The following is a 23,588-nucleotide window of genomic DNA, read 5'->3' on the forward strand; positions in this document are numbered from 1 at the left end:
CGATGACCGTATTCACACCCGAGACGAAGGGGGCCGAACCGACCGAACGAGACCGAGAGACCACCACCACGATGACGAACGCACACGACGGTCGACGACCGAACACGCGAACTGACCCGAACCGAGCCCGACCCGCCCGAACGATGGGGGCCGTGAGTCACACCAACCCGCTGACCGGCCAACCGTTCGGTGGGTCACAGGTGTTCGCCCGCGGCCGAACCGTCGTCGCCGACGGCGGTGAGGCTGACGCCGCCGAGGATGCTACCGAGGAGACGGAGGACGATGCGGAGGTAGCACGCGTCAGCGACGTGGACCACACGCCGCGCGAGGGTGCACCGGACGCCAGCGCCGTTTACGAGCGGGGCGGCGAGGGCAAGCGGGACGATACTGCTGCCGATGCCGAGGGCGGGACCGACGATGTCGTGGAGGCAGACGAGGAATGAGCCGGGGAACGCTCTACGACAAGGTGTGGGACCGCCACAAAGTCCGTGCGCTCCCCAGCGGGCAGGACCAGCTGTTCGTCGGCCTGCACCTCATCCACGAGGTGACGAGCCCGCAAGCGTTCGGGATGCTCGAGGAGCGCGGGCTGGAGGTGGCCTATCCCGAGCGCACGCACGCGACAGTCGACCATATCGTGCCGACGGCCGACCAGGAGCGGCCCTACGCTGACGGTGCCGCCGAATCGATGATGTCCGAACTGGAGAAGAACGTCGCCGAGGCCGGCATCGAGTTCGACCACCCCGACACCGGCGACCAGGGCATCGTCCACGTCGTCGGGCCGGAGCAGGGGCGCACCCAGCCCGGGATGACAGTCGTCTGTGGCGACTCACACACCGCGACCCACGGCGCGTTCGGCGCGCTTGCCTTTGGAATCGGAACCTCCCAGATCCGAGACGTGCTGGCGACCGGAACGGTGGCGATGGAGAAACAGGCCGTGCGCCGCGTCGAGGTCACTGGCAAACTCGACGAGGGCGTCACCGCGAAGGACGTGATCCTCACGATCATCCGGGAACTCGGCACCGACGGCGGCGTCGGCTACGTCTACGAGTACGGCGGCGAGGTCATCGAATCGCTCTCGATGGAGGGGCGGATGACCGTCTGTAACATGTCGATCGAGGGCGGCGCACGCGCGGGCTACGTCAATCCCGACGAGACCACCGACGAGTGGCTACGCGGGACGGACGCGTTCGAGGACAACGAGAAGTTCGCCAAGATGAAGGAGTACTGGGACTCCATCACCTCAGATTCGGACGCGCAGTACGACGACGTGGTGACTATCGACGGCAGCAGCATCGAGCCGACCGTCACCTGGGGGACGACGCCCGGCCAGGGGATCGGCATCTCCGAGCCGATTCCGTCGCCCGAAGAGCTTCCCGAAGACAAGCGGGGGTCGGCACGCGATGCACAGGCCCACATGGGGGTCCAGCCGGGCGAGACGATGGCTGGTTACCCGGTCGACGTCGCCTTCCTGGGCTCCTGTACGAACGCGCGGCTCTCGGACCTGCGGGCGGCCGCAGCCGTCGTCGAGGGCCGCCAGATCGCCGATGACGTCCGCGGGCTGGTCGTTCCGGGCAGCCAGCGGGTGAAAGCCGCTGCCGAGGCCGAAGGCCTGGATCAGGTGTTCCGCGAGGCCGGCTTCGAGTGGCGTGAGGCGGGCTGCTCGATGTGTCTGGGGATGAACGACGACCAGTTGGTAGGTGACGAGGTGTCGGCCTCCTCCTCGAACCGCAACTTCGTGGGGCGGCAGGGGAGCGCCGAGGGGAAGACGGTGCTGATGAGCCCGGAGATGGTCGCCGCCGCCGCGGTGACCGGCGAGGTGACCGACGTGCGTGAACTGGACACGACGACGGAGGTGGCTCGCTCATGAGCGACCCGGTTGATGTCCCGAGCATCGAAACGGTTCACGGCACCGGTATCCCGGTCCGCGGGAACGATATCGATACGGACCAGATCATCCCCGCGCGGTTCCTGAAGGTGCTTACCTTCGACGGGTTAGGGGAGTTCGCCTTCTTCGACAAACGCTACGAGACGGCGGGACCGGGCGGGGAAACCGCCGAGGCGGCGGAGAACCCCACGGACCACCCGTTCAACCAGGACCGCTACGAGGGCGCGAACGTCCTGGTTGTCAACGCGAACTTCGGCTGTGGCTCCTCGCGGGAGCACGCCCCGCAGGCGCTCCAGCGCTGGGGTATCGACGCCATCGTCGGCGAGTCCTTCGCGGAGATCTTCGCGGGCAACTGTCTCGCGCTGGGGATTCCGACGGTGACGGCCGACACTGAGGCTGTCGAAGCGCTGCAGGACCGTATCGAGTCGGAGCCGGACACCGAGATCACCGTCGACGTCGAGACTGGCGCCGTCGAGTACGGTGAGACGACGGTCGATGCCAGCGTCGACTCGACCCAGCGCCGCGCGCTCGTCGCCGGCGAGTGGGACACCACCGCGATGCTGGGGGCGAACCCTGACGAGGTCGCTCAGACGGCGGCCTCGCTCCCGTACGTCGACTGATTCTCCAGTTAGCTCTCGGTTAGGACCAGTCGGTTCCCGACTGGAGCCGAACCACGCTCGACTGGCTCTGACGGCCCCGTTACAGCTGACAACGTCTGTGCAGCGAGCCAAGGCAACATTTAACACGGGGTACCGTGTTGGAGTATCCATGCCGCTTCACCGATGCTGCCGTTCGTTCGGTGTGAGCGCGACGCTCGCTATTCTTGGGGTCTTCTGACCCCATTCCACCCCACCTCTTGACCGACGAACCGCTTCCCAACCACAGACACCCCAGCAACCCTACCAAAATGAGCCAGCGACCACAGAACGAGACCAAACGGACGATGAGTGACGCCAGCCACACCAACCCCTACACCGGCACGACGTTCGGTGAAACCGCGGTCTACAGCCGCGGGGAGCCGGTTACCGACGGCGGAACGCCGAAACAGGAGGAGGGAACGATCGGAAGCGTGGACCACACGCCACGACGGGGCGCGCCCGACGCAGGGCGAGTCTACGAACGTGGTGGGGAAGGCACTGCAGAGACCAACGACGAGGAGTAGATTTTCAGCCGAGTTCTCGCGTCAGAACCCGAGGTCGTCGCGTTCCAGCTTCTTCACCCGCGTCGAGAGCGTGAGAAACGTCGCCGTGAGCGTCAACACTACCGCGCCCGCGGCGGCGAGGAGATGAATCTCCGGCGGGTGGGTGTAGAACCCCTCGGCGCCCAGTTGTTGGCCGGGGATGTACGTGTGATGGGGCGAGCCCAGAATCGGGACGAAGTAGTCGACCAGGTCGTTCAAGCCGTACCAGAGAACCGCGACGGCAACGGCCTTGACGGGAAAATCGGAGAGACGGTGGAGGACGAACGCCTCGACGACCATCGCGAGATGGCTGAAAAAGAGGAACAGATACATCGGGAGCGCAGTGCCCGCGAGGAAGCCGTCCGAGAAGACGATGAGCACGAACGGGGTCCAGAAGCCGAGCTTCCAGCAGCCAAAAAAGGCCAGTGCGTTCAGATACTCGTTTCGCCGCCCGAGCCCCCACGCGCCGAACGCGAGGCCGACGAACAGTGTCCCGCCGGGACTGTCCGGGACGAGCGGCCAGAGGAGCGCCGGTTCCCGCGCGAACTGTCCGGTGATGAGCGGGTCAGAGAGCGGCAGCGGGTGGAAGCCGTAGTACCAGAAGCCGAAGGCGGTGCCGATGGCGTTGATGATGACGACGAGCCACACTGCGCGCAGGCCCAGATCCTCGACGGCGCGGGGGACCGGGGCGAGCCAGCGCGGCAGCGTGGCCCGCCCGGGGAGCCGCGAGCGGTCGAGCAGTCCGAAGGAGGTCATAGTCGCGGAACGGAACGGGTCCGGCATATGGTTGCCGATGGCGGAGCCAGGATGTCGGCACGCACATGATCGGTCGAATGGGCCGAAGTCAACCCTGTTAAGTACGGTCCGGTATTAGGTTGAGCATGGACAAAGTGGACGATATTGAGGAGCTACAACGGGGCACCGAGCTCGTCAAGCGCGGCTTCGCACAGATGCAGAAAGGCGGCGTCATCATGGACGTTATCAACCGCCAGCAGGCCCGCATCGCGGAGGACGCGGGCGCGGTCGCAGTGATGCACCTCGAAGCTGTCCCCGCCGACATCCGCAAGCGCGGCGGCGTCGCGCGAATGGCAAACCCGGCAGAGATCGCCGAGATCACCGACGAAGTGTCGATCCCGGTGATGGGGAAAGTGCGTATCGGCCACCACAAGGAGGCCGAGATCATGGAGGCCGCCGGTGCCGACATGGTCGACGAGAGCGAGGTGCTCACGCCCGCAGAGGAGGAGTACCACGTCGACAAGCGGGACTTCACCGCACCGTTCGTCTGTGGCGCGCGTAACCTCGGCGAGGCGCTCCGGCGTATCGACGAGGGCGCTGCGATGATCCGGACCAAAGGCGAGGCCGGCACGGGCGACGTGAACCAGGCGGTCCACCACCAGCGCAACATCAAAAGCGCCATCCGGAAGCTCCAGGGGATGCAGTTCGAGGAGCGAGAGATGTGGGCCCGCGAGAACGAGGCGCCGCGCGACCTCGTCCACGAGACGGCCGACGTCGGCCGGCTCCCGGTGGTCAACTTCGCCGCCGGCGGGATCGCGACGCCCGCCGACGCCGCGCTGATGATGCACCACGGCTGTGACGGCATCTTCGTCGGCTCGGGGATCTTCGGCGCAGAGGATCCCGAGAAGATGGGCAACGCCATCGTCGAGGCCGTGAACAACTGGGACGACCCCGAGCGACTGATGAAAATCGCCTCCAACGTGGGCGGCGGGATGAAGGGCGAATCGAACGTCGACCTGCCCGAGGAGGAGAAGTTGCAGGGCCGCGGCAACTGAGCAGGCAGCCACGCGTTCGGGTTTTCCGGCGAGATAGGCGCGGCGTCCGAAGGTTGATGCCGGTCTCACTGAACTACTTGGTATGGAGCCAGTTCAGCAGTCGATAGCCGACCGGGGCCAAGCGACGGGAGCAGGGTGGCGAACATGACCTGGGTCGAGGACGCGACCGCGGCGCTGGCGGCGGCAGGCGTCGAACTGGTCGCATATCTCCCGGACTCGAAGATGGGCGACCTCATCGACGCCGTCGACGCCGACGAGCGGTTCGAAACCGTGCTCGTCGGCCGGGAGGAGTCAGCCGTGGGCGTGCTCGTCGGCGCCTGGGTCGGTGGAACGCGTGGGGCGCTCCTCTGCCAGTCCAGCGGGCTGGCGAACACGTTCAACGCGATCGGCTCGCTCGCGGTCCCGGCGCGGGTGCCGTTTCTGGGGGTGGTAACCCGGCGGGGGAACCTCGGCGAGTTCAACATCGCACAGGTGCCCACTGGCTACAACATGGACGAACTGCTCGACGACGTCGGAGTCCGGAACGCGACTGTCACTGACGCCGAGAACCTGGAGGAGACAGTCACGTTGGCGGGGGAGAGCGCCTTCTCCACTCAGTCGCCCTACGTCGTGCTCATCGAACAGACCGTCACCGGGCGGAAATCGGAGGCAGCAGAATGACCGACGAACCCACAGAGGAAGGGATGGAATCGGCACCAGAGCGAGCGGACCAGTACAGCTGCACGCGGTCGGTGCTCGACGGCACGCCGGACGCAGCAGTCGTCTCGAACCTCGGCGTCGCCTCATACGTGCTCGCCAGTGTCACCGAGGGGGACCGGCCACGAAACTTCTACCAGTGGGGGAGCATGGGCGTGACGACCTCTGTGGGGCTCGGCCTCGCGCTGGCGACCGACGACCCGGTGACAGTGCTCGAGGGTGACGGCTCCCTGCTGATGTCGCTCGGCGTGCTCTCGACGGTTGCTCGCTACGACCCCGACAACCTCGTGGTCGTGCTCTGGAACAACGAGGTCTACGGCACCACCGGCGGCCAGTCCCTGCGGGCCGGCCACACTGATTTCGCGGGCGTGGCCGAAAGCTGCGGGCTGGCGGCGGTCACAGTGCGCTCGACTTCGGCGTTCGACGACGCCTATCACGACGCAGTGAACTCCGCCGGTGCGAGCCTCATCGTCTGCCACGTTGACCCGGTCGACCCCGACGCACGCCCGCCGTTCGACTACCCGTACATCGCCCGTCGCGCGCGGGATTCTCTCGTCGGTGCAAGCGGAGAGTAGCGGTCCCCAAGCCCACCGGCTCCTGGACGACCCCCTGACAGAGATGCCGTTCGGACGGGTGACGTCGATACGACCGGGATCGGGCCGTCCATCATCCCCATCGGGCAGAAACTGCTCCGAAGCATTACCCGGAACGTCCCGGAGTCGATAGCGTCGTCGCCGCTAACAGCTCCGCGCGAGCAGCAGCCCAATCCTGTGGCTATCTGCCCTGAGAAGGCCGGAGAAGAAGCGACGGCAGGGACGAGTGCAACACCGACCCGGCTTCAGAGTTCGACGCCGGAGGGGATGAGGCTCTCCTCGCGGAGGAACTCACCCTCGGCGTCGTAGACGAGGAAGGTCTGTTTCTCGTACTCCGCCAGCGGGTCGCCGTCGATGGAGACGATGACGCGGTAGCCACCACCGTCTTCGGTCTCGCTGTAGGCCCTCGCGGCATCGATGAACCGGAGAACGTCGTCGGCGGTCTCGTTGAGTTCGAGGACGAAGTCCCCGGTGATGCGATTCGTGACAGCGACAACACCCGGCGCCGCCGATTCCTCGTCGAGATTCCCCTGGAGGCGGAACGCTACGTCGACGTCATCGCCCTCGAGGGGGTTGCCGTCGGCATCGCTGAGGCGCTCTCGAAGCGTCTCACCGGGGCCGCTAAACTCGATTTGGACCAACGGCTGAACCGGCTCACAACCCTCGGCCAGCCAGTCGATGTTCGTCACCTCCAGTTCGAAGTAGTCGCGCCTCATTCGGTAGTGATGTCTACGCGGTGGGCACCTAAAACCGTGACGCCCGCATGCGGGTCCGTCCGGCCTGAAACGTGGCCGTTCGGGTTCCTGACGGTGAACCGATCTGGCACCGTCGCGATCCATCGTCGCTCATCGTTGGCTCGCGAAAGCCCCGTAGCCCGGTTCTCTCGGCGGACGGCGACGCTGTCGCCGACAGCTGTCGGTGTTCTCACCAGGCCCTCCAGCGGCTCGTGGCGCCGCGCGGCCACACCGGTCCGTCGAATCGCGTGCAGCCTGTCGCCGGCAGGAGCGAAGGCATGCCCGTCGTCGAAGGCCATCGGTCGGCCATCCGCTTCGAGCACAGTTGCCGACCAACGGTGCGAGCCGTCGGTACAGACCACGAGAACCCGGTGGTGGCTCCGGACGAATAGGGGGTCCACAGCACCGACCGGTCCACCGGTCACCGCGTCCGTCGAGATCTGCCCGCGCTCCTCGCTGGTAACGGCCGACAGAGCGAGAATCCGGTATCGATGACGAGCGGTGTCGACTGCAAAATGAGCTATTCCTCGGCGAAGCGTGGGCTGGTCAGCGCCCGTGGGCGAGTTCGGTTGTGAGACAGCCAACCAGGCCGAGGCTGGCCGAACCAGTCAGTGTGAGAGAGTGCCGGCGGGTGGACAGCATTCGAGGGCGGTTGCGGAGCCGGCAACCAAACCGATAGCTGCCAAACTGCACTGCTCTGTCGAACCCACGTGATTTCGTATACTGTCATACGGTGTACGACGGCCAGCCCGTCAGCTTTTACCCGGATGCCCTCACCAAGCGGGTATGGTCTGGGTCCGTTCTGAGTACGCCGGGGAGTTGGCGGTGCTGACGACGTGGTTCACGGCGTTCGTTCCGTGGAACCTCCACTACGCCCCGCTTTCGGAGGCCGCAAGCGTCCTGTTCGTCCGGTTCCCGCTGGTACAGATTCGGTACGTGTTCGGGTTGGAGCTGCTGCGTGGCACCCAGCTCGGGCTCCCGCTCCCTTCACCGGTGGTCGATGATACCGGCTTCGTCGTCTCGGCGATGGCGTTCCAGGAGAGCCCGAAGCTGATGACCGCCTACGAGATCTGGGCGATCGGCGCGCTCGTCTACCTCCTGGCGTTGGGGATCTCCATCGCGTACTATCGCGACGAGGAGCGCCTGGAGGCCTGGCGGGTCGATCCTGTCGGCCTGCTCGGCGCGCTGCTGCTACTTGCCGCCGGTGCGTTCGGCGCCGCGAGCGTGTTCACCTACGGCGTCTTCCCCGGCGTCCCGATTCCGCTGGGCGTCGTACTGATTGGGCTGTTCGGAATCGTGCTGCTGACTGCAGAACGGCGGGATATCGAGGTGGAGTGAGTGGCTAAACCCCGGTTGTGGTGACGGGAAGAGCGGAATCGAACGCGTACTACGAAATTTCTGATACTGCCGGACAGAAGTAAATACAGACTCGCCCACCAGTCTCTAACCATCACACGAGGTGACGGCCGATTCACGGTGAGCGATGGTTGCATCGTTCTGTCCGGCAGTATGAGAGGGCGCTCGTCGGGGAACGGAGTCCGCGACAGCTCGTGTGCCGTAGATGACTTTGCACAGCCACGGCGTCGTCTCCATCGTCGCGACACAAGGTCGCGACGGGTCGTGTGCCGTGGCTGAAGACGCACACGGTTTTAAGTCATTCCCGAGGGTAGCAGTGGCAATTACCGTCAATGTCGGGACAAACAACCGAGGGCGGCGGGGAGAGCACGCTCACTGCGCTCAAGCATCGCATCAGCCGGACCGTCGAGATGCTGCGAGGTTCGGAGATCGAGGTCCGCCCGTTCGAACCCGGCGAAGACGGCCCGCTCGCCTCCTTCGACCCACCCGAAGGCCACGACGAGGTCGACCGCTACTGGGTGAATGCCCCGTTCGCCTACGTCGTCATCACCCACGACCCGGATGCGAGTGAACACTACTACTACATCGTCGAACCCGACCTCGACGAGTTCGAATCGCTTCTCCTGCAACGCGTCGTCGAGGATATCCGCGACCCGCTGCTCTATCGTGCCGACACCTCGGCCGCAGACGAGGAGACGCTCCGGGAGGAGCTCTCGATGCTCCTGGAACAGTACGGCGTCGAAGCCGACATGTCGATGTTCCACTCCCTTCTCTACTATCTCATTCGGGATTTCCGAGGCTACGGGAAGGTCGACCCGCTGCTCAACGACCTCCATATCGAGGACATCTCCTGTGACGGCTACGACCTCCCCATCTTCGTCTACCACGACGAGTACACCGACATCGAGACGAACATCGTCTTCGCCGATGAGGCGCTCGACAACTACGTCATCCGCCTCGCCCAGCAGTCGGGCCGGCATATCTCCGTTGGCGACCCAATCGTCGAGACGACGCTCCCCGACGGCTCGCGTGCGGAACTCGCGCTGGGCGAGGAGGTGACTCCGCGGGGCTCGGCGTTCACTATCCGTCAGTACGCCGAGGAGCCGTTCACCCCCATCGACCTCATCAACTACGAAACGTTCACCGTCGGCCAGATGGCCTACTTCTGGCTCTGTATCGAACACAACAAATCACTCATTTTCGCCGGCGGGACGGCATCCGGAAAGACCACCTCGATGAACGCCGTCTCCATGTTCATCCCCCCGCGGGCGAAGGTGCTCACTATCGAGGACACCCGCGAACTCTCGCTCTACCACGACAACTGGCTCTCCTCTGTCACCCGCGAACGGCTGGGCGAAGGGACCGACATCGACATGTACGACCTGCTGCGCTCAGCGCTACGCCACCGGCCGGAGTACATCATCGTCGGCGAGGTGCGAGGCGAGGAGGCAGTCACGCTGTTCCAGGCGATGAACACCGGCCACACGACGTTCTCGACGATGCACGCCGACTCCATCGAGACAGTCATCAACCGGCTGGAGAACGAGCCTATCAACGTGCCACGGGCGATGGTCCAGAGCCTCGACATGATCTCCATCCAGGTACTCACGCGAAGGGACGAAGAGCGGGTTCGCCGGGGGAAAACCATCGGCGAAATCGGTGGCATCGACCAGCGGACGGGCGAACTCGACTACTCCGCAGCGTTCCAATGGCAGTCCGAATCCGACACCGTCGAGCGCCAGGACTCGTCGCTACTGGAGGAGATCCAGGACGACCGCGGGTGGAGGCGGGAACGACTCCTCCGTGAGACCCGAAACCGCGAGCGGTTCCTCGAGTTCCTCCAGAAACGCGACGTAACCGATTACCGCACGTTCACCGCGCTGATCAACGAGTACTACGCCCACCCCGAGCGCGTGATGGAGCGCGTCGAGGCCTCAGACGTGGAGCTGGAAACGGGCGACGAACTCGCTGACAGGGTGGAGTGATGGTGGTGGTCTGGACGTTCCCACTGGTGTTTTCCGTCGCGCTGGTAGTGCCGCTGGCGGTCGAGCGGGTCCACCGACCGACGAGGCTACTCATCTCGCGGATCGCGCTCTCGCTGTTCGGCGAGTACGTGGCCAACGACACTCCGCGGAAACGAAACCAGCAATCGAAGCTCCGGGCTGCCCAGGTCGCAACGACCCACCGCGTCTACGCCGTCCGAACGCTGCTTTACAGCCTGGTGTTCGGGGTCAGTGGGAGTATCATCGGCGTCTACCTTGCCGCGGTGACCCTCTCGATGCTCGAGATTAGCGGCGAGATGATGCGCGCACAGCTCCCCCCGGCGCTTGCGTTTCTCGCCACGTTGACTCGCGTGACCCAGCTTGGCCCGTTGGCGCTGATCGTTCTGCTGCTCACCTCCAGTGCGACGATCGGTGCGGCGCTCGCGTTCGGTACCTACTACGCTCGCTGGGAGCTGTTGGACCAGCGAGCGAGGTCGCGGGCGAGCGAAATCGAAGCGACGCTTCCCCGCACGATCGCCTTCATCTACGCGCTCTCGCGTTCGGGGATGGCGTTTCCCGCGATTCTCGACACGCTCACCCAGAACGAACGGGTGTACGGCGAGGCGGCAAGCGAAATCGGCGTCGCGGTCCGGGATATGAACACGTTCGGCACCGACGTACTCAACGCGCTGGACCGGATGGCCCAGCGCACCCCCAGCGAGAGTCTCGACGAGTTCGGGGCGAATCTCGCGTCAGTCCTGGGGTCGGGGCAGTCGCTCTCGGTGTTCCTGAAGGACCAGCACGACCGCTATCAGGAGCAGGCCGAGTCCCAGCAGCGACAGTATCTCGAACTGCTCGCGACGTTCGCAGAAGCGTACGTGACGGTGCTGGTCGCCGGACCGCTGTTTCTCATCACCATCCTCGTCGTCATCGGGCTGGTGCTCGCGGACACGCTCCCGCTGCTGCGCTTGGTCGTCTACGTCGGCGTTCCACTGGCCAGCGCCGCCTTCATTCTCTACACCGACTACGTCACCCGCAAGGTGGGTGGCTCGATTACCGCAGGGGATAGTGACATCCCCACAGTCAGCATCGACGGCATCACCGACGACGAAGTGGCACGCTCGGACGGCGGGGAGGCACTGAAGCCGGCGCCGACGGCCGTCGATAGCGAGCGGAGACGGGTGAGCCGGGAGCGCCTGGCTATCTATCGCAGGCTCGAGCGGGCGCTCGTCTGGCTTCGCCAGCCCGGACGGCTGATCAGACGAAATCCGATATACAGCTTCGCCATCACCGGGCCGATCGCGCTCTGGTGGCTGCTGGCTCGAGTCGGGACCGTTCCACTCGATCTGCTGGCGGCGCTCAGAGTTCTCGGCGGCCCGCTGGTCGAAGTGACACTGTTCACCGTGGGGGTGTTCGCACTCATCCACGAACTCAAAAAGCGGCGGATTCGGGAGATCGAGCAGGCCGTCCCGGATTTCCTCGACCGGCTCGCAAGCATCAACGACGCCGGGGTGAGCGTCGTCAACAGCCTGGAGCGGCTTAGTCACTCGGATCTCGACGCGCTCACCCCGGAGGTCGAGCGGACGTGGCGTGACGTGCAGTGGGGTGCCGACGTGCGCCGGGCGTTCCTGCGGATGGACCAGCGAATAGCATCGCCGATGGTGAGTCGTGCAACGGCACTGATCACCAACGCGATGGCCGTGAGCGGGCAGATTGGGCCGGTACTCGAAATCGCTGCCGACGAGGCGCGGGCGGGCGAGCGACTCCGACGTGAGCGCCGCCAGGAGATGCTTACCTACCTGATGGTCATCTACATCTCGTTTCTGGTCTTCATCGGCATCGTCGTCGCGCTAAGCTCCTCGTTCATCCCGGCTATCGACTCCGCGGAGTTAGGCAGTACTGGCCAACTCCCCGGCGGCGTCTCATCTGGCCTGTTTTCCGGCATCGCCAACGTCAACACGAACGCCTACGAGCTCATCTTCTTCCACGCCGCCATCATCCAGTCTGTGTTCTCGGGGATCGTCGCAGGTCAACTCGGTGAGGGCGCGATCGAAGACGGCGCAAAACACGTCGTCGTCCTGCTCACCGCGACGATGATCGCCTTCGTCTTCATCTGATGACGGGAGCGCACGTCGGCGCCACCTACGACCGCATCGCCGCCCATTTCTCCAAAACGCGGGCGTTCGCGTGGCCCGAAATCGAGGAGTTCCTCGACGGCCGCGAGGGGTTCCTGGGGCTGGACCTCGGCTGTGGCAACGGCCGCCACGCGGAGGTGCTCGCCGATCACACAGAGCGCGTCGTCGGCGTCGACGCCAGCACGGGGCTGCTCGAAGAGGCAGCGAACCGGGCGAACGAGCGCGGCTTCACGCTCGACCTCGTGGCCGGCGACGCCGCGACCCTACCACTGCGGGACGGAGCAGTCGACCTCGCGGTGTACGTCGCAACCATCCACCACCTTCGACCCCGGAACCGACGCCTCGTCAGCCTGAACGAACTCGCCCGCGTGCTCGCGCCGAGCGGGCGAGCACTGGTGAGTGCATGGAGCACCGCCCACAGCCGCTTCGAGGACGAGAAGACCGACGGCAGCGGGCTGGATACGGACGTTGCCTGGACGCTACCCGGCGGGGAGACGGTACCGCGGTTCTACCACGTCTACGACCCCGCGGAGTTCGATGCTGACCTCGCCGAGAGCGACCTGGTCGTGCACGCGTCGGCGCTCTCGAGCGGGAACTGTTACGCGGTGGTCGGTCCCGGCACGGAGCCGTAGCGCGCTCCCGACAGCCAACCGACGCCGTCGCGCTTTTCACCCGCTCGCGCCTACCGTGGGTCAATGAAGGCCGCCATCGTCACCGTCGGCGACGAACTTCTCACGGGCGACACCGCGAACACCAACGCCACCTGGCTCTGTGCCAGGCTCTCGGACCGAGGGGTCGACGTGGAGCGGGTGACGACGCTCCCGGACCGCATCGCCGACATCGCCCGCGTGGTCAACGAATACCACGCCGAGTACGACGCCGTCATCGTAACCGGGGGACTCGGTCCGACCCACGACGACGTGACGATGGAGGGTGTCGCCGCCGCGTTCGGGCGCGACGTCGGCCCCCACGAGGCGGCACTGAAGCATCTCGAAGAGGTGGGCGGCTACGCTGCCGAGGAGCTGGCCGAAGGCACTGTCGACCTCCCGGAAGGGTCCCGCGCACTGCACAACCCCGAGGGGGTCGCCCCGGGTGCCATCATCGAATCCTGCTACGTGCTTCCGGGCGTTCCCGCGGAGATGCAGGCGATGTTCGCCACCGTCGCCGATGAGTTCGAGGGCCAGCAAACCTACAGTGAGACGGTCGAGACGACCGAGCCCGAGAGCGCGCTACTCGACCGAATCACGGAGGTACAGGACCGCTTTGCGGTCAGAGTTGGCTCCTACCCCGGGGAGACGGTACGCCTGAAACTGACCGCGACGGAGCCACAGGAGGCACGCAAGGCGGCCAATTGGCTCGACGGACACGTCGAGGACGTCGCGGAGTAGCGGGCAGCCTACTGGGAGAGGTGAAGCGCCCACACGACGACGAACAGGAGGCCGAGCGCGAGAACAACGCCGCCAGTCGTCGCCGGCGGGAGTGTGGTGCTTTCAGTTGCGAGGATGAACATGCTCCGGCTTCGACCGACCGGGGCTTAGAGGTTACGCGTCACTGCGCCGGTGCCCGCATCCCAACCCGTTTTCCCCTCGCGACCCCTCTATTCGGTATGCGCATCGGATTCATTCTCAATCCAATCGCGGGTATGGGCGGGCGGGTCGGACTGAAAGGGACCGACAACAAGGTCGAAGAAGCCCGCGCACTCGGCGCCGAACCGCGGGCGCCCGACCGGGCCGAGCGGGCGCTCGACGCGCTCGCGGAGCGACTACCGGACGCCGAACTGCTCACCTGGGGCGAGCCGATGGGTGCGAGCATCGTCCGAGAGGCCGGCTACGACCCGGAAATCCTGGGCGAACCCGACCGCGAGGAGACAGCGAGTGACGACACCATCGCCGCAGTGGCGGCGTTCCGCGAGGCTCCCGTCGACCTCGTGCTGTTCGTCGGCGGCGATGGCACCGCCGCGGACGTCGCTGAAGCGCTGGAAGGGTCGGAGATTCCGATGCTGGGCATTCCCGCAGGCGTGAAAGTCTTCTCCTCCGTTTTCGCCGTCTCGCCGGAGGAGGCTGCCCACGCGGCTGCCAGTTTCGAGCGGACCGAGCGCCGCGAAGTGATGGATATCGACGAAGACGAGTACCGGGAAGGGGAGGTCCACCCAGAACTTCGTGCGGTCGCGCGCGTCCCCGTCGCCGAGTCCTTGCAGTCCTCGAAACAGCTGGGCGGGGGCACCGTCGAGGCGCTGGCGGAGGGCGTCGCCGACGATATCCGCGCTGCACCCGAGAAGACGTACGTGCTCGGGCCCGGGTCGACTGTCGGCGCGGTGAAAGCGGAACTCGACTTCGAGGGCTCGCCCATCGGCGTCGACGTCTGGCGCGACGGCGAGGTGCTGGTGAAAGACGCTGCCGAGCAGGAGATTCTCGACGCGCTTGGCGAGGAGAACGTCATCATCGTCTCGCCCATCGGTGGTCAGGGGTTCATCTTCGGCCGGGGAAACCCGCAGCTCTCACCCGACGTGATCCGGCAGTGTTCGGTCGAAATCGTCGCCTCGCGGTCGAAACTCGACACGGTGAACGTGCTCCGGGCGGATACGGACGATACAGCGGTCGACGAGGAGCTCCATGGCTGGTGGAAAGTGCGGGTCGGGAAGTTCGAAACGCGGATGATGAAGCTGGTGTAGTCGTCGTCTGGGCAGGCGACGACCAAAGGGTAACCAGGGGGTGCGATGACGCCTTCTCAATTCAGAAGTGGAGAGTAACCGTTCTGGCTGGGAGTACGCGTTCTCAACTAGGCCCATTCACTACGTGTTGTCTCGTCACCACCGGGCAGTACGGGTAACTCCCGGCTCCTCTCGTTCGGAACGTTTTCGCGCCGTTTTCTCGCAAATCGTCACGGTTTCGCCACCAGGAGCTATCTGATTCAACCTTCCCGACTGATTCTCTCAGCGACACAGTCTGGACAGTGTTCGGTGGGTGAACGTGTGTTCTAACTCCACGAGAACTGCCGTGCGTTCGCTGCTCGGTTCGTGTCTCCCCATTGTGTCGCTAGGTGGTAATCCGGAGGTGCGTAGGGTGCCAAATAGGGGGACAACAACGGCTCTTCCGTCGCTCGTCTGCGGCGTCGCCGATGTCGTCGGCGGTCAGCGAGCGACCCCGGCGCTTGGCGTGCCTGTCGGCGGCGAGTATGTCCCGGGTGATCGATTCAGCTGTGATTTCGTGAAGCGCCGCTATCGCTTCGGGGTCGGCTTCCTGGTCTTCGATCTGTTCCAGGCCCCGAGCGAGTGCGTCTTCATCGATGGCTTCTCTGGCGGCTTCGTAGATGGCGTTCTCCGTCTCAGTTGTGGGCATTGGATGTCACTCAAAAATATAGTCGAGACTGAAATCATGTCGTTATATCAACGATAACGGGGCTTCCTGGGCGACGATGCTCTGCCGGATTCGTCCAAAATCATCAGTGCAAATTCGAGCGACCGACTCGTCGTCAGAAACTCTCAGTCAATCACCTCCAGGACGTTCATCTTCTCGTCGAGAACGAGCTCCATCTCGTCTCCCTCGTACTGGACTGTGACGCGGACCCGAAGCGGATCCATCGACTCCAGGCTGTGCTCGTGAGATTCACCGAGTTCCAGCACCCGTTTGACCTGCTCGAAGTCGAGATTGTACTGGAAGTTGACACCGTGGTCGTAGTAGAAGGCGATGACTGCTGGATGTTGGGAGACGATTCCGCTTGGTGCTCCCCCCATCCCGAATTTACAGACGCTACACTGGTAGAGTGTCAAAATCTGGTCCTGCCGTCCACAGTTGGGACACACGTCGTCGATTCCCGGATCGTGCTCGTCGCACACCTCGATTTCGGGAGTGACCGCGCCGGAACACTCCGGACAGGTTCCCTCGATCATGGCGAGCGATTGGTGGAGCATGCCGAGAGACGCCGCCGCGTACACCTCCTCAGGGGTTCGGTCGTTCAACCCAGCCGGCTCGAACCGCCAGGTGAACAGCGTCCCTGGGGGGAACTCGTCCGAGTCGGAGTAGTGGCCACTGCACTCGGTGCAGAGCTGGAACAGGCGACCGTCCCGGTAGGTTATCGCGGTAGATGCATCACAGAGCGGGCACGAAATCCCGATTTCCGTTCGCTCGAGCGTCGGGTTTTCGAGTCCAACACCCGCAATGACCGCCCAGATGATCTTCTTCCCCGCTGGCCGGAGCTTGTACCCCTTCTCGGTCGATTTGACGAACTCACCTTCGAGTTTCCCGAGGTGGTAGTTGAACTGCCCCGAATCGCGCATCCCGACTCGGTCGCGGAGCTCTGAAAAGGAGAGCGCGTCGTCCCCCGCGAATGGCTCGTGTGTGTTCCAGAGCGCCAGGAGGATCGCCAACCGCGTCTCGTTAGCGAGCAGTTCGAACGCCTCAGTTGCGTGGCGATCGGCGGCGCCCGCCGCCTCCTCGAGCGGTGATTCCCCCGAACTGGTGACCATGGTAATCGGTAACACACGTCGCAGCATAAACATGTGGGTGGCAGGGGCTACGAACGCTCAGAATCCGTCCCCTCACACCCATTTCCGCCGGGAGCCGGCCCCCAGATTTGGCGGTCGGGTCGTCGCCGACCAGGCCGGTCAGCAGTCGAGGTAGGTTCAACCGGGTCGCTGGAAGCTGATCCGCAGCTCGACGCCTCCGAGGGTGTCCCTGAACTCGACCGACTGCTAGTGCCCGGCCGATCATCGGTAGCCGTTCCGGGATGCGCAACCTCACGGGAGTATCGCGATCGTGTCCCAACCAGTACCCTCGCGTCCGTTTGGGTGGGTTAGAAGAGCGATTCCGTTTCCTCCAGCACCTGCGCCGGGCCGCCGACCTCCCACACCTCAGTCTCGACGCCCGTCTCCGCGACGGCTTCCTCGACCACGTCGACGTAGTTCGTGGTCGTGTTGACGTACACAGACGCGCCGGTGTCAGTCGAGAAGTAGACCGGGACGCCGGTTTCGCGAAGCTCCCGGACGGCGTTGAACACGGCGATGGTCTCGGGCTTCCAGTACACCCAGCCAGAGGGCCCGGTCATCGTCGCCGCGGTCAGCGAGAGCGAGTCGTGCTCGGCCGTGCCGAAGATGCGATGGAAATCCCCCTCCTGTAGCGCGTCGCGCATCTCAGCCAGCTGGTCGTGGACGTGCGAGAGCCGCGCATCGAACATGTGGCTCTGTTCTGCCTCCCGGTGAGCTTCCTCGGTCTCCTTGTAGGCCGGGACGAGCGCGGTGACGATGCGGAGATCCTTCTCGGGGTCGAAGCCGTCCTCGCCGATTCCGGTGTCACGACGGTGCGAGCGGCAGTCCTCGTCGTTCAGTCCGGCCGAGAGGTCCGAGTAGGCGCCTGTGACCGCTCGGGCCGCCGATGATGAGCCTCGGCGGGCGATGGTCGAGATAGTGGGGCGGTCGAGCCCGAGCCCGGCAGCCTCGCTGGCGGCCATCGCCAGCGCCGCGAAGCCGGATGATGAGGAGCCGAAGCCGACGTTCGAGGGAAAGGAGTTCTCGCTCTCGAACCGGACCGCGTGGTCGAATCCGGCGAACTCACGGACGTAGTCGAGGACGTGCTCGATGCGCTCGGCGCCGCGGCCCTCGACGGGCTCGCCGTCGATGATGTACGTATCCTCCTCGGCGTCGGGGAGGAACTCGACCGTCGTCGTCGTGTTCGAGGGAGCAGTACAAACGCTGATAGAGTCGTGGTAGGGGAGGCGGAGCTCCTCGTCGCGCATCCCGTGGTACTTCACGAGGCCCTGGATGGGGTGGGCGCGTGCGGTGGCCTTGAGCGTCATCTCTGCCAGCACTCCTCGGCGACTCGGGTTAGACGTGTCGGTGGAGCTTCGGGGAGCCCCTGCCTCCTCACTGCCGGTGGCTTCTTTCGCCACCCTCTGGGAGCCGTCGACATAGGTCAGCTGCTGCTTGGCGGGGGCGCCACCGGGCTCCTGCTGCTGCGCACCGTCTTCTCCAGTTCCGAAACGGCCATCTTCGACTGGGTGACACGCGGCATCGCCGACCGCATCAGCGGCGAACTCGATATCGAACGACCGTTCGTCGAACGATCACGAGAGTGCGCCCATGTCTACCCGCTCGACCAGTACGCGGACACCGAGATACGCCCCACCACCGAGCAGGAGGTAACCTCCGACGGTGGCGTACACCGTCGCGTCCGCGGAGTCGATCGCCAGCCGCGCGATAGTGTTTGCCGGACTCCCTGGCAGCAGCGTGGCTGCGCCGAAAAGGCCCAGCACGCCAGTCGAGTAGAGGAACTGGGCAGCACGGCGGTCCGGTGAGAGCAGCGAGACGGCGGCACCCAGCGCCGAGACGGCGAGTGCGAACGCCGTTGTCAGCGCCAGCAGCGTCGGGAGGTTGGCGACGGGCGTCCCGTTGAACGTGAGCAGTGCCATCCAGAGTGCCGCCTGCGCGGGCGCAAGCAGCACCGATGCGAGCAGCTTCCCCTCGACGATAGCCGCCGGCGAGAGCGGCGCCACCCGGAGCAGTTCGAGCGTCCCGCGGTCGATCTCCTCCGTGAGCGAGTCAACCGTGACCGAGCCGCCGATGAACGCCGGGAGGAGCAAGAGTAGCGGGACCAACACGGTGTAGCTGAAGCCGAAGTATGGGCTGCTCGTCGACTGATTCGGCAGCGCGAGCGGGTCGTTCGAGAGGAACTCGACACGGTCGGCCCGCTCGGCGCGTTCGTAGGCCCGCAGCGCCTTCCGGACCTCGACGACGACCACCGTCGTCTGGACGTTCGCGTCCGGGACCGTCGTCAGCACCTGAATCCGCCCGTCCGCAGCGTGCTGGGCCTCGAACACCACCTCCACGTCCCCGCGGTCGAAGGCGTCCATCGCGGCATCGGTACTGCCGTAGTACTCCCCACGCATCCCGGACTGGTCGCCGAGCGTCGCAAGCAGCCCCTCGCTGGCATCGCCGGTGACTGCGGCGTCGACGGTGACGCCGGCGACGCTACCGGGCTGGTACATCGACACCAGGCCGACGACGAGGAAGGAGGAGAAGGCAGCGACGAACAGCTGGATCAGGAGGGCGAGGACGATGGTTTTCTCGTCTGCCAGCGAGCGCAGTTCCCGGCGGGCCAGCACCGAACGCGGATCGCGCCAGAGCGCTCGGAGCGGGCCCTGTACAGCATCCTCGGCGGCGTCGCGCCCGGGCTCGGCCTCCGCGGCATCGCTTCCTGGCTCCGGGCTGGGCGGTTGCTCAGGCAAGCTGAGTCACCACCGTGAGGTTGTAGGCGGCATGAACCGCTATCGCGACGGTCATCGCCGTGAGATACGGGGTCCGGCCGCGACTCGCACCGATTGCCGAAATGGCGGCTGTCACGGCGTGCAGCGCCAGTGGCGCGAGCAGCAGCGCGAGGGCGCCGAGGAGGCCGAGTTCCGCGACACCAGCGCCGCCAGTGGGGAACGCCAGCCGACCCAGCGTCACATCCGGGAGCCCCACCAACTGGACGATGACGGTCACCTTCTCGCCGAGGAAGAAGCCCAGCCCGGAGAGCGAGCCGACGACGAGCGCGGTCCCCAGTGTCCGGTCGAACCGGCCCTTCTCGAAGCCGGCGTAGAGATGGACGGATTTCGCCACCTCCTCGACGGCGGCGATGGCGACGAGCAGGACGGGGATGCTCACGCCGAACGGGAGCGCGAACAGCACTGCCACGGCGAGTAGCTCCGCGACGAAGACGAACGGGATGAACAGCGCCGAGAGCGTCGCCGCCGAGCGCGTTCCGGCGATGCGGGCGTCGATGGCATCCAGTAGCTTCAGCGGCACGGAGCGCTGGGTGAACATATCCTCCTCGCGATAGACGCCAAGGCCGAGCAGGAAGAGCACGCTCCCGGCGACGTAGGCCGGTCCGGTCGAGAAGAGATACTGGCCGAGACTCACGCCAGCGCCCTGGAGGTCACGCACGACGAGCGTGAGCGGCGAGATGAGCGCGACCGGCGTGACGTTGGTGAAAATGGCCGGCACGAAGGCGTAGGAGGTGAGAAACACCGAGAGCGCGACGGTGACGAAGGTGAGCTCTTTGAACGAGCGGGCGAACATCCCGCCGACGAACGTGCCCGCGAGATAGAGCACCGCCAGCGGGAGCACCGCAAGCACGGAGACGAGGCTGCCGCCGGCGAGGAGCGCGACGAGCGCCGTCATCCCGACGGCCCCAAGCACGTAGGGCAGCGTCTTCCCCGCCACCACGTCACCGGGTTCGACAGGTGCGACGAGCAGGAGTTCGCCCCGACGGTCGATGCGCTCGTCGAGTACCGTGCTGCCGTACGCCTGGGCGACGAAGTTCAGCGGCACGAGAAAGGCGAACGCCAGTATCAGGGAGGCGAACGGGAACGGCGGCTGGACATCGGCCGGAGAGCCGCTCTGGCTTCCGCCGACCAGCGCATCACCGAGGTTCGGCACAGCGAATCCCCCATCGCCTGCATCGTCGGCGCTTCCGCTGCCAGTGTCGGTGGCAGTCTGGCGCTGGTCTGCGCCGCCAGCACTGCTGGATTCGCCGTCGGTACCAGTCCCAGCGCCACCCGTTCCCCCGGTTTCGCCCGTCACTCCACCCGTGTTCTGCGCAGCGTACTGGAGCGTCACGCCGACCGGGAACGCCGAAGACCGGTTCTCCTCCCGGGCCATCGACTGATCGTTGGAGCTCTGGACGGCCCCACGAAGCGTGTCCAGGGCGGCCTGTCCCTTTGGACTCTCCCGCGCTTGGAAGGTCGCGGTTCGGTCCGACCGGTTCCGGTCGACCACACGCACGTCCCACTCCCCGGAACCCGGTTCGACGGGGGTGAGCGATGGCGCCGCCGCCACCGGTTCGTGATACGGGCTCTCCTCGGCGACGGAGACGCGATAGAGGCCCGAATCGAAGGCGACGCTACCCGCGAACGCCGACCCGCCCGCGACGCCGAAGCCGAGGACGATCGCGACGGCGACGAGCGCCAGCGTCCGGCGATCCATGCGCCCGAGGGAGTGGCTCACCTCCCAGCGCGCGATGCGGACGACTTTGTGCAGCCGCCGGCGCGGGTCGCGAACGTCGCGGGTTGCGTCCCGCATCGGCTGCCCGTCGTCACCGGTCACGGCTCGTTCCCGGTTGATTCCTCAGCGACCCGTCCCCCGTTCGCCTTGTGCTCCTCCGGTGGCTCCGTTCCGCGCGCCTGCCCGGCCCCCATGGGGTTTCCGGTGATTTCGAGGAACACGTCCTCCAGACTCGGTTCCTCGCTCCGGATATCCGTCACCTGTCCGCCAGCGTCCTGAACGCGCTCACGAACGCCGTCGACGGCGTCGAGATCGCCGACCGCTACGACGTGGCGGTCACCCTCCTGGTCGCTCTCGGGGAGTGAGACTGTTGCGTACACCCGGTAGGTGGTCTCGCCGTGGTTGGCGCGGATAGCCGGGACCGTGCCGCGGGCGATGATCTCGCCGCGGTTCATCACGACGACACGGTCACAGAGGTCGGCGACGTGATACAGGTTATGCGCGCTGAAAACGACGGTCTTGCCGTCGTCGGCCAACTCCTCGATGAACCGCAGCACCTCGTTGGTGGTCAGCGGGTCGAGCCCGGAGGCTGGCTCGTCGTACACCAGCACAGCGGGGTCGTTCACGAGCGAGCGGGCGATTGCGACCTTTCGCTTCATCCCCTTGGAGACGTCGCCGAGTCGGCGGTCGCGGTGCTCCAGATCCAGGCGGTCGAGTGTCCGTTCGGTGCGCTCCTCGGCGAGATCCGTCGGCACGTCGTAGAGATCTGCGAAGAAGGAGAGATAGCCCCGCGCAGTCATGTTCTCGTAGAGCGGTGACTCCTCGGGGAGGAAGCCAAGCGCGCGGCGCATCTCCGGGTCGGACACGTCGTGGCCGGCGATCTCGGCCGCCCCGGCGGTGGGCTCGATGAGTCCGGAGAGCATCTTCAGCGTCGTCGTCTTGCCGGCGCCGTTGGGGCCGACGATGCCGAATATCTCGCCGGACCCGGCGACGAAATCGCTCCCCTCGACGGCGGTGAACTCGCCGTAGGTTTTCCGTAACCCGTCGACGCGGATCATACGCGATGCTCACTCTGAGTGGGGAAAAAGCCGCGGCTCCAGCTACTGTTCTTGAGACCGAGGCAGGGAGAGCCCCGGGGACGAACCGAACCTCGAGAGCCATCTGAACTGCCCGAGGAGCTCCGAAGAGACCCAACAGAATGGGTCCCAGCGGGCCGGCGGCGGCCGAACAGTCCCCGAGTCAGGGCGGGCGCTCCATCCTGAGCCGGCCCCCCGTATCGCAGTAGAACTCGCCATCGGTGAGCAGCCCCGCCTCGAGGTGAACATCACCACCGGCGGATCGACCGTCACGACGTTGAAGAAACTGTACGGCGCGAGGTTGTCCCGACCCTCAGGGCTCCGGGAGGAGACCCAGGCGATTGGCCGCGGAACCACGGCGCCCGAGAGCAGTCGGTAGGCCGAACCGAACGCGTCCGGTGGTCCAGACCGCATTATCGGCGCCTCTCGACGGAGCAATCGTCGAACGGGTCGGCCGCAGTACGCCCGGGCTCCGCCTCGTCGACGCCGAAACCGGGGCCATGCGTCCGGAGTTCGAAGGTGAGTCCATCGGGGTCACTGACGTAGATGCTCGCGAAGTCGGTACGGTCTTTCGGCTCCGAGACGCGGATGCCATGATCCTGGAGATGCTCGCGCCACGCCGCGAGGCGCTCGCGGTCCTCGACGCCAAACGCGAACTGGTGGCTGGCGCCCGGCTCTGAGTGACCCCGGCCGTTCGTGTACTCGAAATAGGTACCGGTGGTTCCCGGCTCCCCCTCGGACCTCGAGGAGAAGTAGTAGTGCCGCGTCCCTGAGTCGTCGGAGTTCTGCGTGCGCTTGACTGTGTGCCAGCCGAGCACCCCCTCGTCGAACTCCCGGCTCTCCGCCATATCGGTGCAGATGTTCGTCCCACGATGCAGTCCAGTGGTGGGAGTGCCTCGGTCATTGGTAGTGGGTTGGCGGGTGGGTGAAAAAGCAGTACCGGCCGCGGAGTGACTGATACTGCCGGACAGAACGATGCAACTATCGCTCGCCGTGGATCGGCCGTCACCTCGTGTGCCGACGTCGGGTGCTGGCGGCCAGTCGGCACGCCCGAACGCGGTGGCGAGACCGCCGAAAGCGAGCATCCTCCCAGTGAAGCGGACGCTTAGCGTCGCCGGCCGTCGCCCCGATGTCGTGAAGTGGTTGCGCCCGATGAATGTGAGCACGAACCCGAACAGCAGGCGTGC

23 protein-coding genes and 1 pseudogene are annotated in these 23,588 nt (G+C 65.6%); 13 read left to right on the plus strand and 11 right to left on the minus strand.

From position 1 onward, the window contains the following. Positions 1-2 precede the first annotated feature (2 nt). The 4 genes from V5A38_RS00120 (at position 3) to V5A38_RS00135 (ending at position 3,047) form a co-directional block, all read left to right on the plus strand. Positions 3-443, plus strand: a complete 441-nt coding sequence (locus V5A38_RS00120; RefSeq protein WP_332323708.1) for a hypothetical protein — start codon at positions 3-5, stop codon at positions 441-443. Further along, on the plus strand, positions 440-1,867 hold the full coding sequence (gene leuC / locus V5A38_RS00125) for a 3-isopropylmalate dehydratase large subunit (RefSeq protein WP_332323709.1): 1,428 nt from the start codon (positions 440-442) through the stop codon (positions 1,865-1,867). Before V5A38_RS00120 ends, leuC begins: the two co-directional genes overlap by 4 nt. Further along, on the plus strand, positions 1,864-2,505 hold the full coding sequence (leuD, locus tag V5A38_RS00130; RefSeq protein ID WP_332323710.1) for a 3-isopropylmalate dehydratase small subunit: 642 nt from the start codon (positions 1,864-1,866) through the stop codon (positions 2,503-2,505). Before leuC ends, leuD begins: the two co-directional genes overlap by 4 nt. A 323-nt stretch (positions 2,506-2,828) precedes the next feature. Continuing rightward, positions 2,829-3,047, plus strand: coding sequence for a hypothetical protein (locus V5A38_RS00135; protein WP_345786260.1), 219 nt, complete (start codon positions 2,829-2,831; stop codon positions 3,045-3,047). A gap of 21 nt (positions 3,048-3,068) precedes the next feature. Here the strand turns inward: V5A38_RS00135 and V5A38_RS00140 are convergent, their stop codons facing one another. Continuing rightward, a complete protein-coding gene (locus V5A38_RS00140) occupies positions 3,069-3,821 on the minus strand; it encodes a DUF1405 domain-containing protein (RefSeq protein ID WP_332323712.1) in 753 nt (250 codons plus the stop codon). Positions 3,822-3,946: 125 nt separating this feature from the next. Here V5A38_RS00140 and pdxS point away from each other — a divergent pair, with 125 nt between their 5' ends. The 3 genes from pdxS (at position 3,947) to V5A38_RS00155 (ending at position 6,126) form a co-directional block, all read left to right on the plus strand. After that, complete coding sequence (pdxS, locus tag V5A38_RS00145) at positions 3,947-4,855, plus strand: pyridoxal 5'-phosphate synthase lyase subunit PdxS (protein ID WP_332323713.1); 909 nt, start codon at positions 3,947-3,949, stop codon at positions 4,853-4,855. Positions 4,856-4,999: 144 nt separating this feature from the next. Beyond that, positions 5,000-5,515 carry a hypothetical protein gene (locus tag V5A38_RS00150; RefSeq protein ID WP_332323714.1) on the plus strand — a complete coding sequence of 172 codons (516 nt, stop codon included), beginning with the start codon at positions 5,000-5,002 and terminating at the stop codon, positions 5,513-5,515. Continuing rightward, on the plus strand, positions 5,512-6,126 hold the full coding sequence (locus V5A38_RS00155; RefSeq protein ID WP_332323715.1) for a thiamine pyrophosphate-dependent enzyme: 615 nt from the start codon (positions 5,512-5,514) through the stop codon (positions 6,124-6,126). Before V5A38_RS00150 ends, V5A38_RS00155 begins: the two co-directional genes overlap by 4 nt. Before the next feature lie 263 nt (positions 6,127-6,389). On the opposite strand, the gene V5A38_RS00160 is transcribed toward V5A38_RS00155, so the two are convergent. Continuing rightward, positions 6,390-6,860 (minus strand): DUF5793 family protein, encoded by a 471-nt coding sequence (locus V5A38_RS00160; RefSeq protein WP_332323716.1) that lies wholly within the window; start codon positions 6,858-6,860, stop codon positions 6,390-6,392. Beyond that, entirely contained in the window at positions 6,857-7,279 is a 423-nt protein-coding gene (locus V5A38_RS00165; RefSeq protein WP_332323717.1) for a hypothetical protein, read from the minus strand. The genes V5A38_RS00160 and V5A38_RS00165 overlap by 4 nt, the downstream gene beginning before the upstream one ends. A 385-nt stretch (positions 7,280-7,664) precedes the next feature. Between V5A38_RS00165 and V5A38_RS00170 the strand changes: the two genes are divergently transcribed. From V5A38_RS00170 to V5A38_RS00195, 6 genes are all read left to right on the plus strand, one after another. Then, positions 7,665-8,216 carry a hypothetical protein gene (locus tag V5A38_RS00170; RefSeq protein ID WP_332323718.1) on the plus strand — a complete coding sequence of 184 codons (552 nt, stop codon included), beginning with the start codon at positions 7,665-7,667 and terminating at the stop codon, positions 8,214-8,216. A gap of 350 nt (positions 8,217-8,566) precedes the next feature. Beyond that, entirely contained in the window at positions 8,567-10,219 is a 1,653-nt protein-coding gene (locus V5A38_RS00175) for a type II/IV secretion system ATPase subunit (protein WP_332323719.1), read from the plus strand. Next, entirely contained in the window at positions 10,219-12,333 is a 2,115-nt protein-coding gene (locus V5A38_RS00180) for a type II secretion system F family protein (RefSeq protein WP_332323720.1), read from the plus strand. Before V5A38_RS00175 ends, V5A38_RS00180 begins: the two co-directional genes overlap by 1 nt. Beyond that, the gene (locus V5A38_RS00185) at positions 12,333-12,983 is read left to right on the plus strand and encodes a class I SAM-dependent methyltransferase (protein WP_332323721.1); all 651 of its coding nucleotides are present in this window, start codon (positions 12,333-12,335) and stop codon (positions 12,981-12,983) included. The genes V5A38_RS00180 and V5A38_RS00185 overlap by 1 nt, the downstream gene beginning before the upstream one ends. A gap of 63 nt (positions 12,984-13,046) precedes the next feature. Further along, complete coding sequence (locus tag V5A38_RS00190) at positions 13,047-13,739, plus strand: molybdopterin-binding protein (protein ID WP_332323722.1); 693 nt, start codon at positions 13,047-13,049, stop codon at positions 13,737-13,739. A 218-nt stretch (positions 13,740-13,957) separates the two neighbouring features. Next, positions 13,958-15,022, plus strand: coding sequence for an ATP-NAD kinase family protein (locus tag V5A38_RS00195; RefSeq protein WP_332323723.1), 1,065 nt, complete (start codon positions 13,958-13,960; stop codon positions 15,020-15,022). Positions 15,023-15,386: 364 nt separating this feature from the next. Here the strand turns inward: V5A38_RS00195 and V5A38_RS00200 are convergent, their stop codons facing one another. From V5A38_RS00200 to V5A38_RS00235, 8 genes and pseudogenes are all read right to left on the minus strand, one after another. After that, the gene (locus V5A38_RS00200) at positions 15,387-15,689 is read right to left on the minus strand and encodes a hypothetical protein (RefSeq protein ID WP_332323724.1); all 303 of its coding nucleotides are present in this window, start codon (positions 15,687-15,689) and stop codon (positions 15,387-15,389) included. A gap of 143 nt (positions 15,690-15,832) precedes the next feature. Beyond that, on the minus strand, positions 15,833-16,816 hold the full coding sequence (locus V5A38_RS00205; protein WP_332323725.1) for a helix-turn-helix domain-containing protein: 984 nt from the start codon (positions 16,814-16,816) through the stop codon (positions 15,833-15,835). Between the two features lie 326 nt (positions 16,817-17,142). After that, positions 17,143-18,141: a phosphomevalonate decarboxylase MvaD gene (gene mvaD / locus V5A38_RS00210; RefSeq protein ID WP_332323726.1), complete on the minus strand. Its 999-nt coding sequence runs from the start codon at positions 18,139-18,141 to the stop codon at positions 17,143-17,145. Between the two features lie 267 nt (positions 18,142-18,408). Next, on the minus strand, positions 18,409-19,446 hold the full coding sequence (locus V5A38_RS00215) for an ABC transporter permease (protein WP_332323758.1): 1,038 nt from the start codon (positions 19,444-19,446) through the stop codon (positions 18,409-18,411). 115 nt (positions 19,447-19,561) lie between these two features. Next, on the minus strand, positions 19,562-21,403 hold the full coding sequence (locus V5A38_RS00220; RefSeq protein ID WP_332323759.1) for a PrsW family intramembrane metalloprotease: 1,842 nt from the start codon (positions 21,401-21,403) through the stop codon (positions 19,562-19,564). Positions 21,404-21,423: 20 nt separating this feature from the next. Further along, positions 21,424-22,383: an ABC transporter ATP-binding protein gene (locus V5A38_RS00225; RefSeq protein WP_332323727.1), complete on the minus strand. Its 960-nt coding sequence runs from the start codon at positions 22,381-22,383 to the stop codon at positions 21,424-21,426. Positions 22,384-22,644: 261 nt separating this feature from the next. Continuing rightward, positions 22,645-22,815, minus strand: a pseudogene (locus tag V5A38_RS00230) (flavin reductase family protein); the annotation flags it as partial. Further along, entirely contained in the window at positions 22,815-23,249 is a 435-nt protein-coding gene (locus tag V5A38_RS00235; RefSeq protein ID WP_332323728.1) for a VOC family protein, read from the minus strand. The gene V5A38_RS00235 and the pseudogene V5A38_RS00230, both read right to left, overlap by 1 nt. Positions 23,250-23,588 lie beyond the last annotated feature (339 nt).

The organism is Halolamina sp., from assembly GCF_036626355.1.
Lineage (GTDB): Archaea > Halobacteriota > Halobacteria > Halobacteriales > Haloferacaceae > Halolamina.

Excerpts from the sequence above, each read along its gene's own strand:
- V5A38_RS00120 (WP_332323708.1), top strand. The coding sequence starts at position 3 with ATGACCGTATTCACACCCGAGACGAAGGGGGCCGAACCGACCGAACGA.
- leuC (WP_332323709.1), top strand. The coding sequence starts at position 440 with ATGAGCCGGGGAACGCTCTACGACAAGGTGTGGGACCGCCACAAAGTC.
- leuD (WP_332323710.1), top strand. The coding sequence starts at position 1,864 with ATGAGCGACCCGGTTGATGTCCCGAGCATCGAAACGGTTCACGGCACC.
- V5A38_RS00135 (WP_345786260.1), top strand. The coding sequence starts at position 2,829 with ATGAGTGACGCCAGCCACACCAACCCCTACACCGGCACGACGTTCGGT.
- V5A38_RS00140 (WP_332323712.1), bottom strand. The coding sequence starts at position 3,821 with ATGACCTCCTTCGGACTGCTCGACCGCTCGCGGCTCCCCGGGCGGGCC.
- pdxS (WP_332323713.1), top strand. The coding sequence starts at position 3,947 with ATGGACAAAGTGGACGATATTGAGGAGCTACAACGGGGCACCGAGCTC.
- V5A38_RS00150 (WP_332323714.1), top strand. The coding sequence starts at position 5,000 with ATGACCTGGGTCGAGGACGCGACCGCGGCGCTGGCGGCGGCAGGCGTC.
- V5A38_RS00155 (WP_332323715.1), top strand. The coding sequence starts at position 5,512 with ATGACCGACGAACCCACAGAGGAAGGGATGGAATCGGCACCAGAGCGA.
- V5A38_RS00160 (WP_332323716.1), bottom strand. The coding sequence starts at position 6,860 with ATGAGGCGCGACTACTTCGAACTGGAGGTGACGAACATCGACTGGCTG.
- V5A38_RS00170 (WP_332323718.1), top strand. The coding sequence starts at position 7,665 with ATGGTCTGGGTCCGTTCTGAGTACGCCGGGGAGTTGGCGGTGCTGACG.
- V5A38_RS00175 (WP_332323719.1), top strand. The coding sequence starts at position 8,567 with ATGTCGGGACAAACAACCGAGGGCGGCGGGGAGAGCACGCTCACTGCG.
- V5A38_RS00180 (WP_332323720.1), top strand. The coding sequence starts at position 10,219 with ATGGTGGTGGTCTGGACGTTCCCACTGGTGTTTTCCGTCGCGCTGGTA.
- V5A38_RS00185 (WP_332323721.1), top strand. The coding sequence starts at position 12,333 with ATGACGGGAGCGCACGTCGGCGCCACCTACGACCGCATCGCCGCCCAT.
- V5A38_RS00190 (WP_332323722.1), top strand. The coding sequence starts at position 13,047 with ATGAAGGCCGCCATCGTCACCGTCGGCGACGAACTTCTCACGGGCGAC.
- V5A38_RS00195 (WP_332323723.1), top strand. The coding sequence starts at position 13,958 with ATGCGCATCGGATTCATTCTCAATCCAATCGCGGGTATGGGCGGGCGG.
- V5A38_RS00200 (WP_332323724.1), bottom strand. The coding sequence starts at position 15,689 with ATGCCCACAACTGAGACGGAGAACGCCATCTACGAAGCCGCCAGAGAA.
- V5A38_RS00205 (WP_332323725.1), bottom strand. The coding sequence starts at position 16,816 with ATGGTCACCAGTTCGGGGGAATCACCGCTCGAGGAGGCGGCGGGCGCC.
- mvaD (WP_332323726.1), bottom strand. The coding sequence starts at position 18,141 with ATGACGCTCAAGGCCACCGCACGCGCCCACCCCATCCAGGGCCTCGTG.
- V5A38_RS00220 (WP_332323759.1), bottom strand. The coding sequence starts at position 21,403 with ATGCGGGACGCAACCCGCGACGTTCGCGACCCGCGCCGGCGGCTGCAC.
- V5A38_RS00225 (WP_332323727.1), bottom strand. The coding sequence starts at position 22,383 with ATGATCCGCGTCGACGGGTTACGGAAAACCTACGGCGAGTTCACCGCC.
- V5A38_RS00235 (WP_332323728.1), bottom strand. The coding sequence starts at position 23,249 with ATGGCGGAGAGCCGGGAGTTCGACGAGGGGGTGCTCGGCTGGCACACA.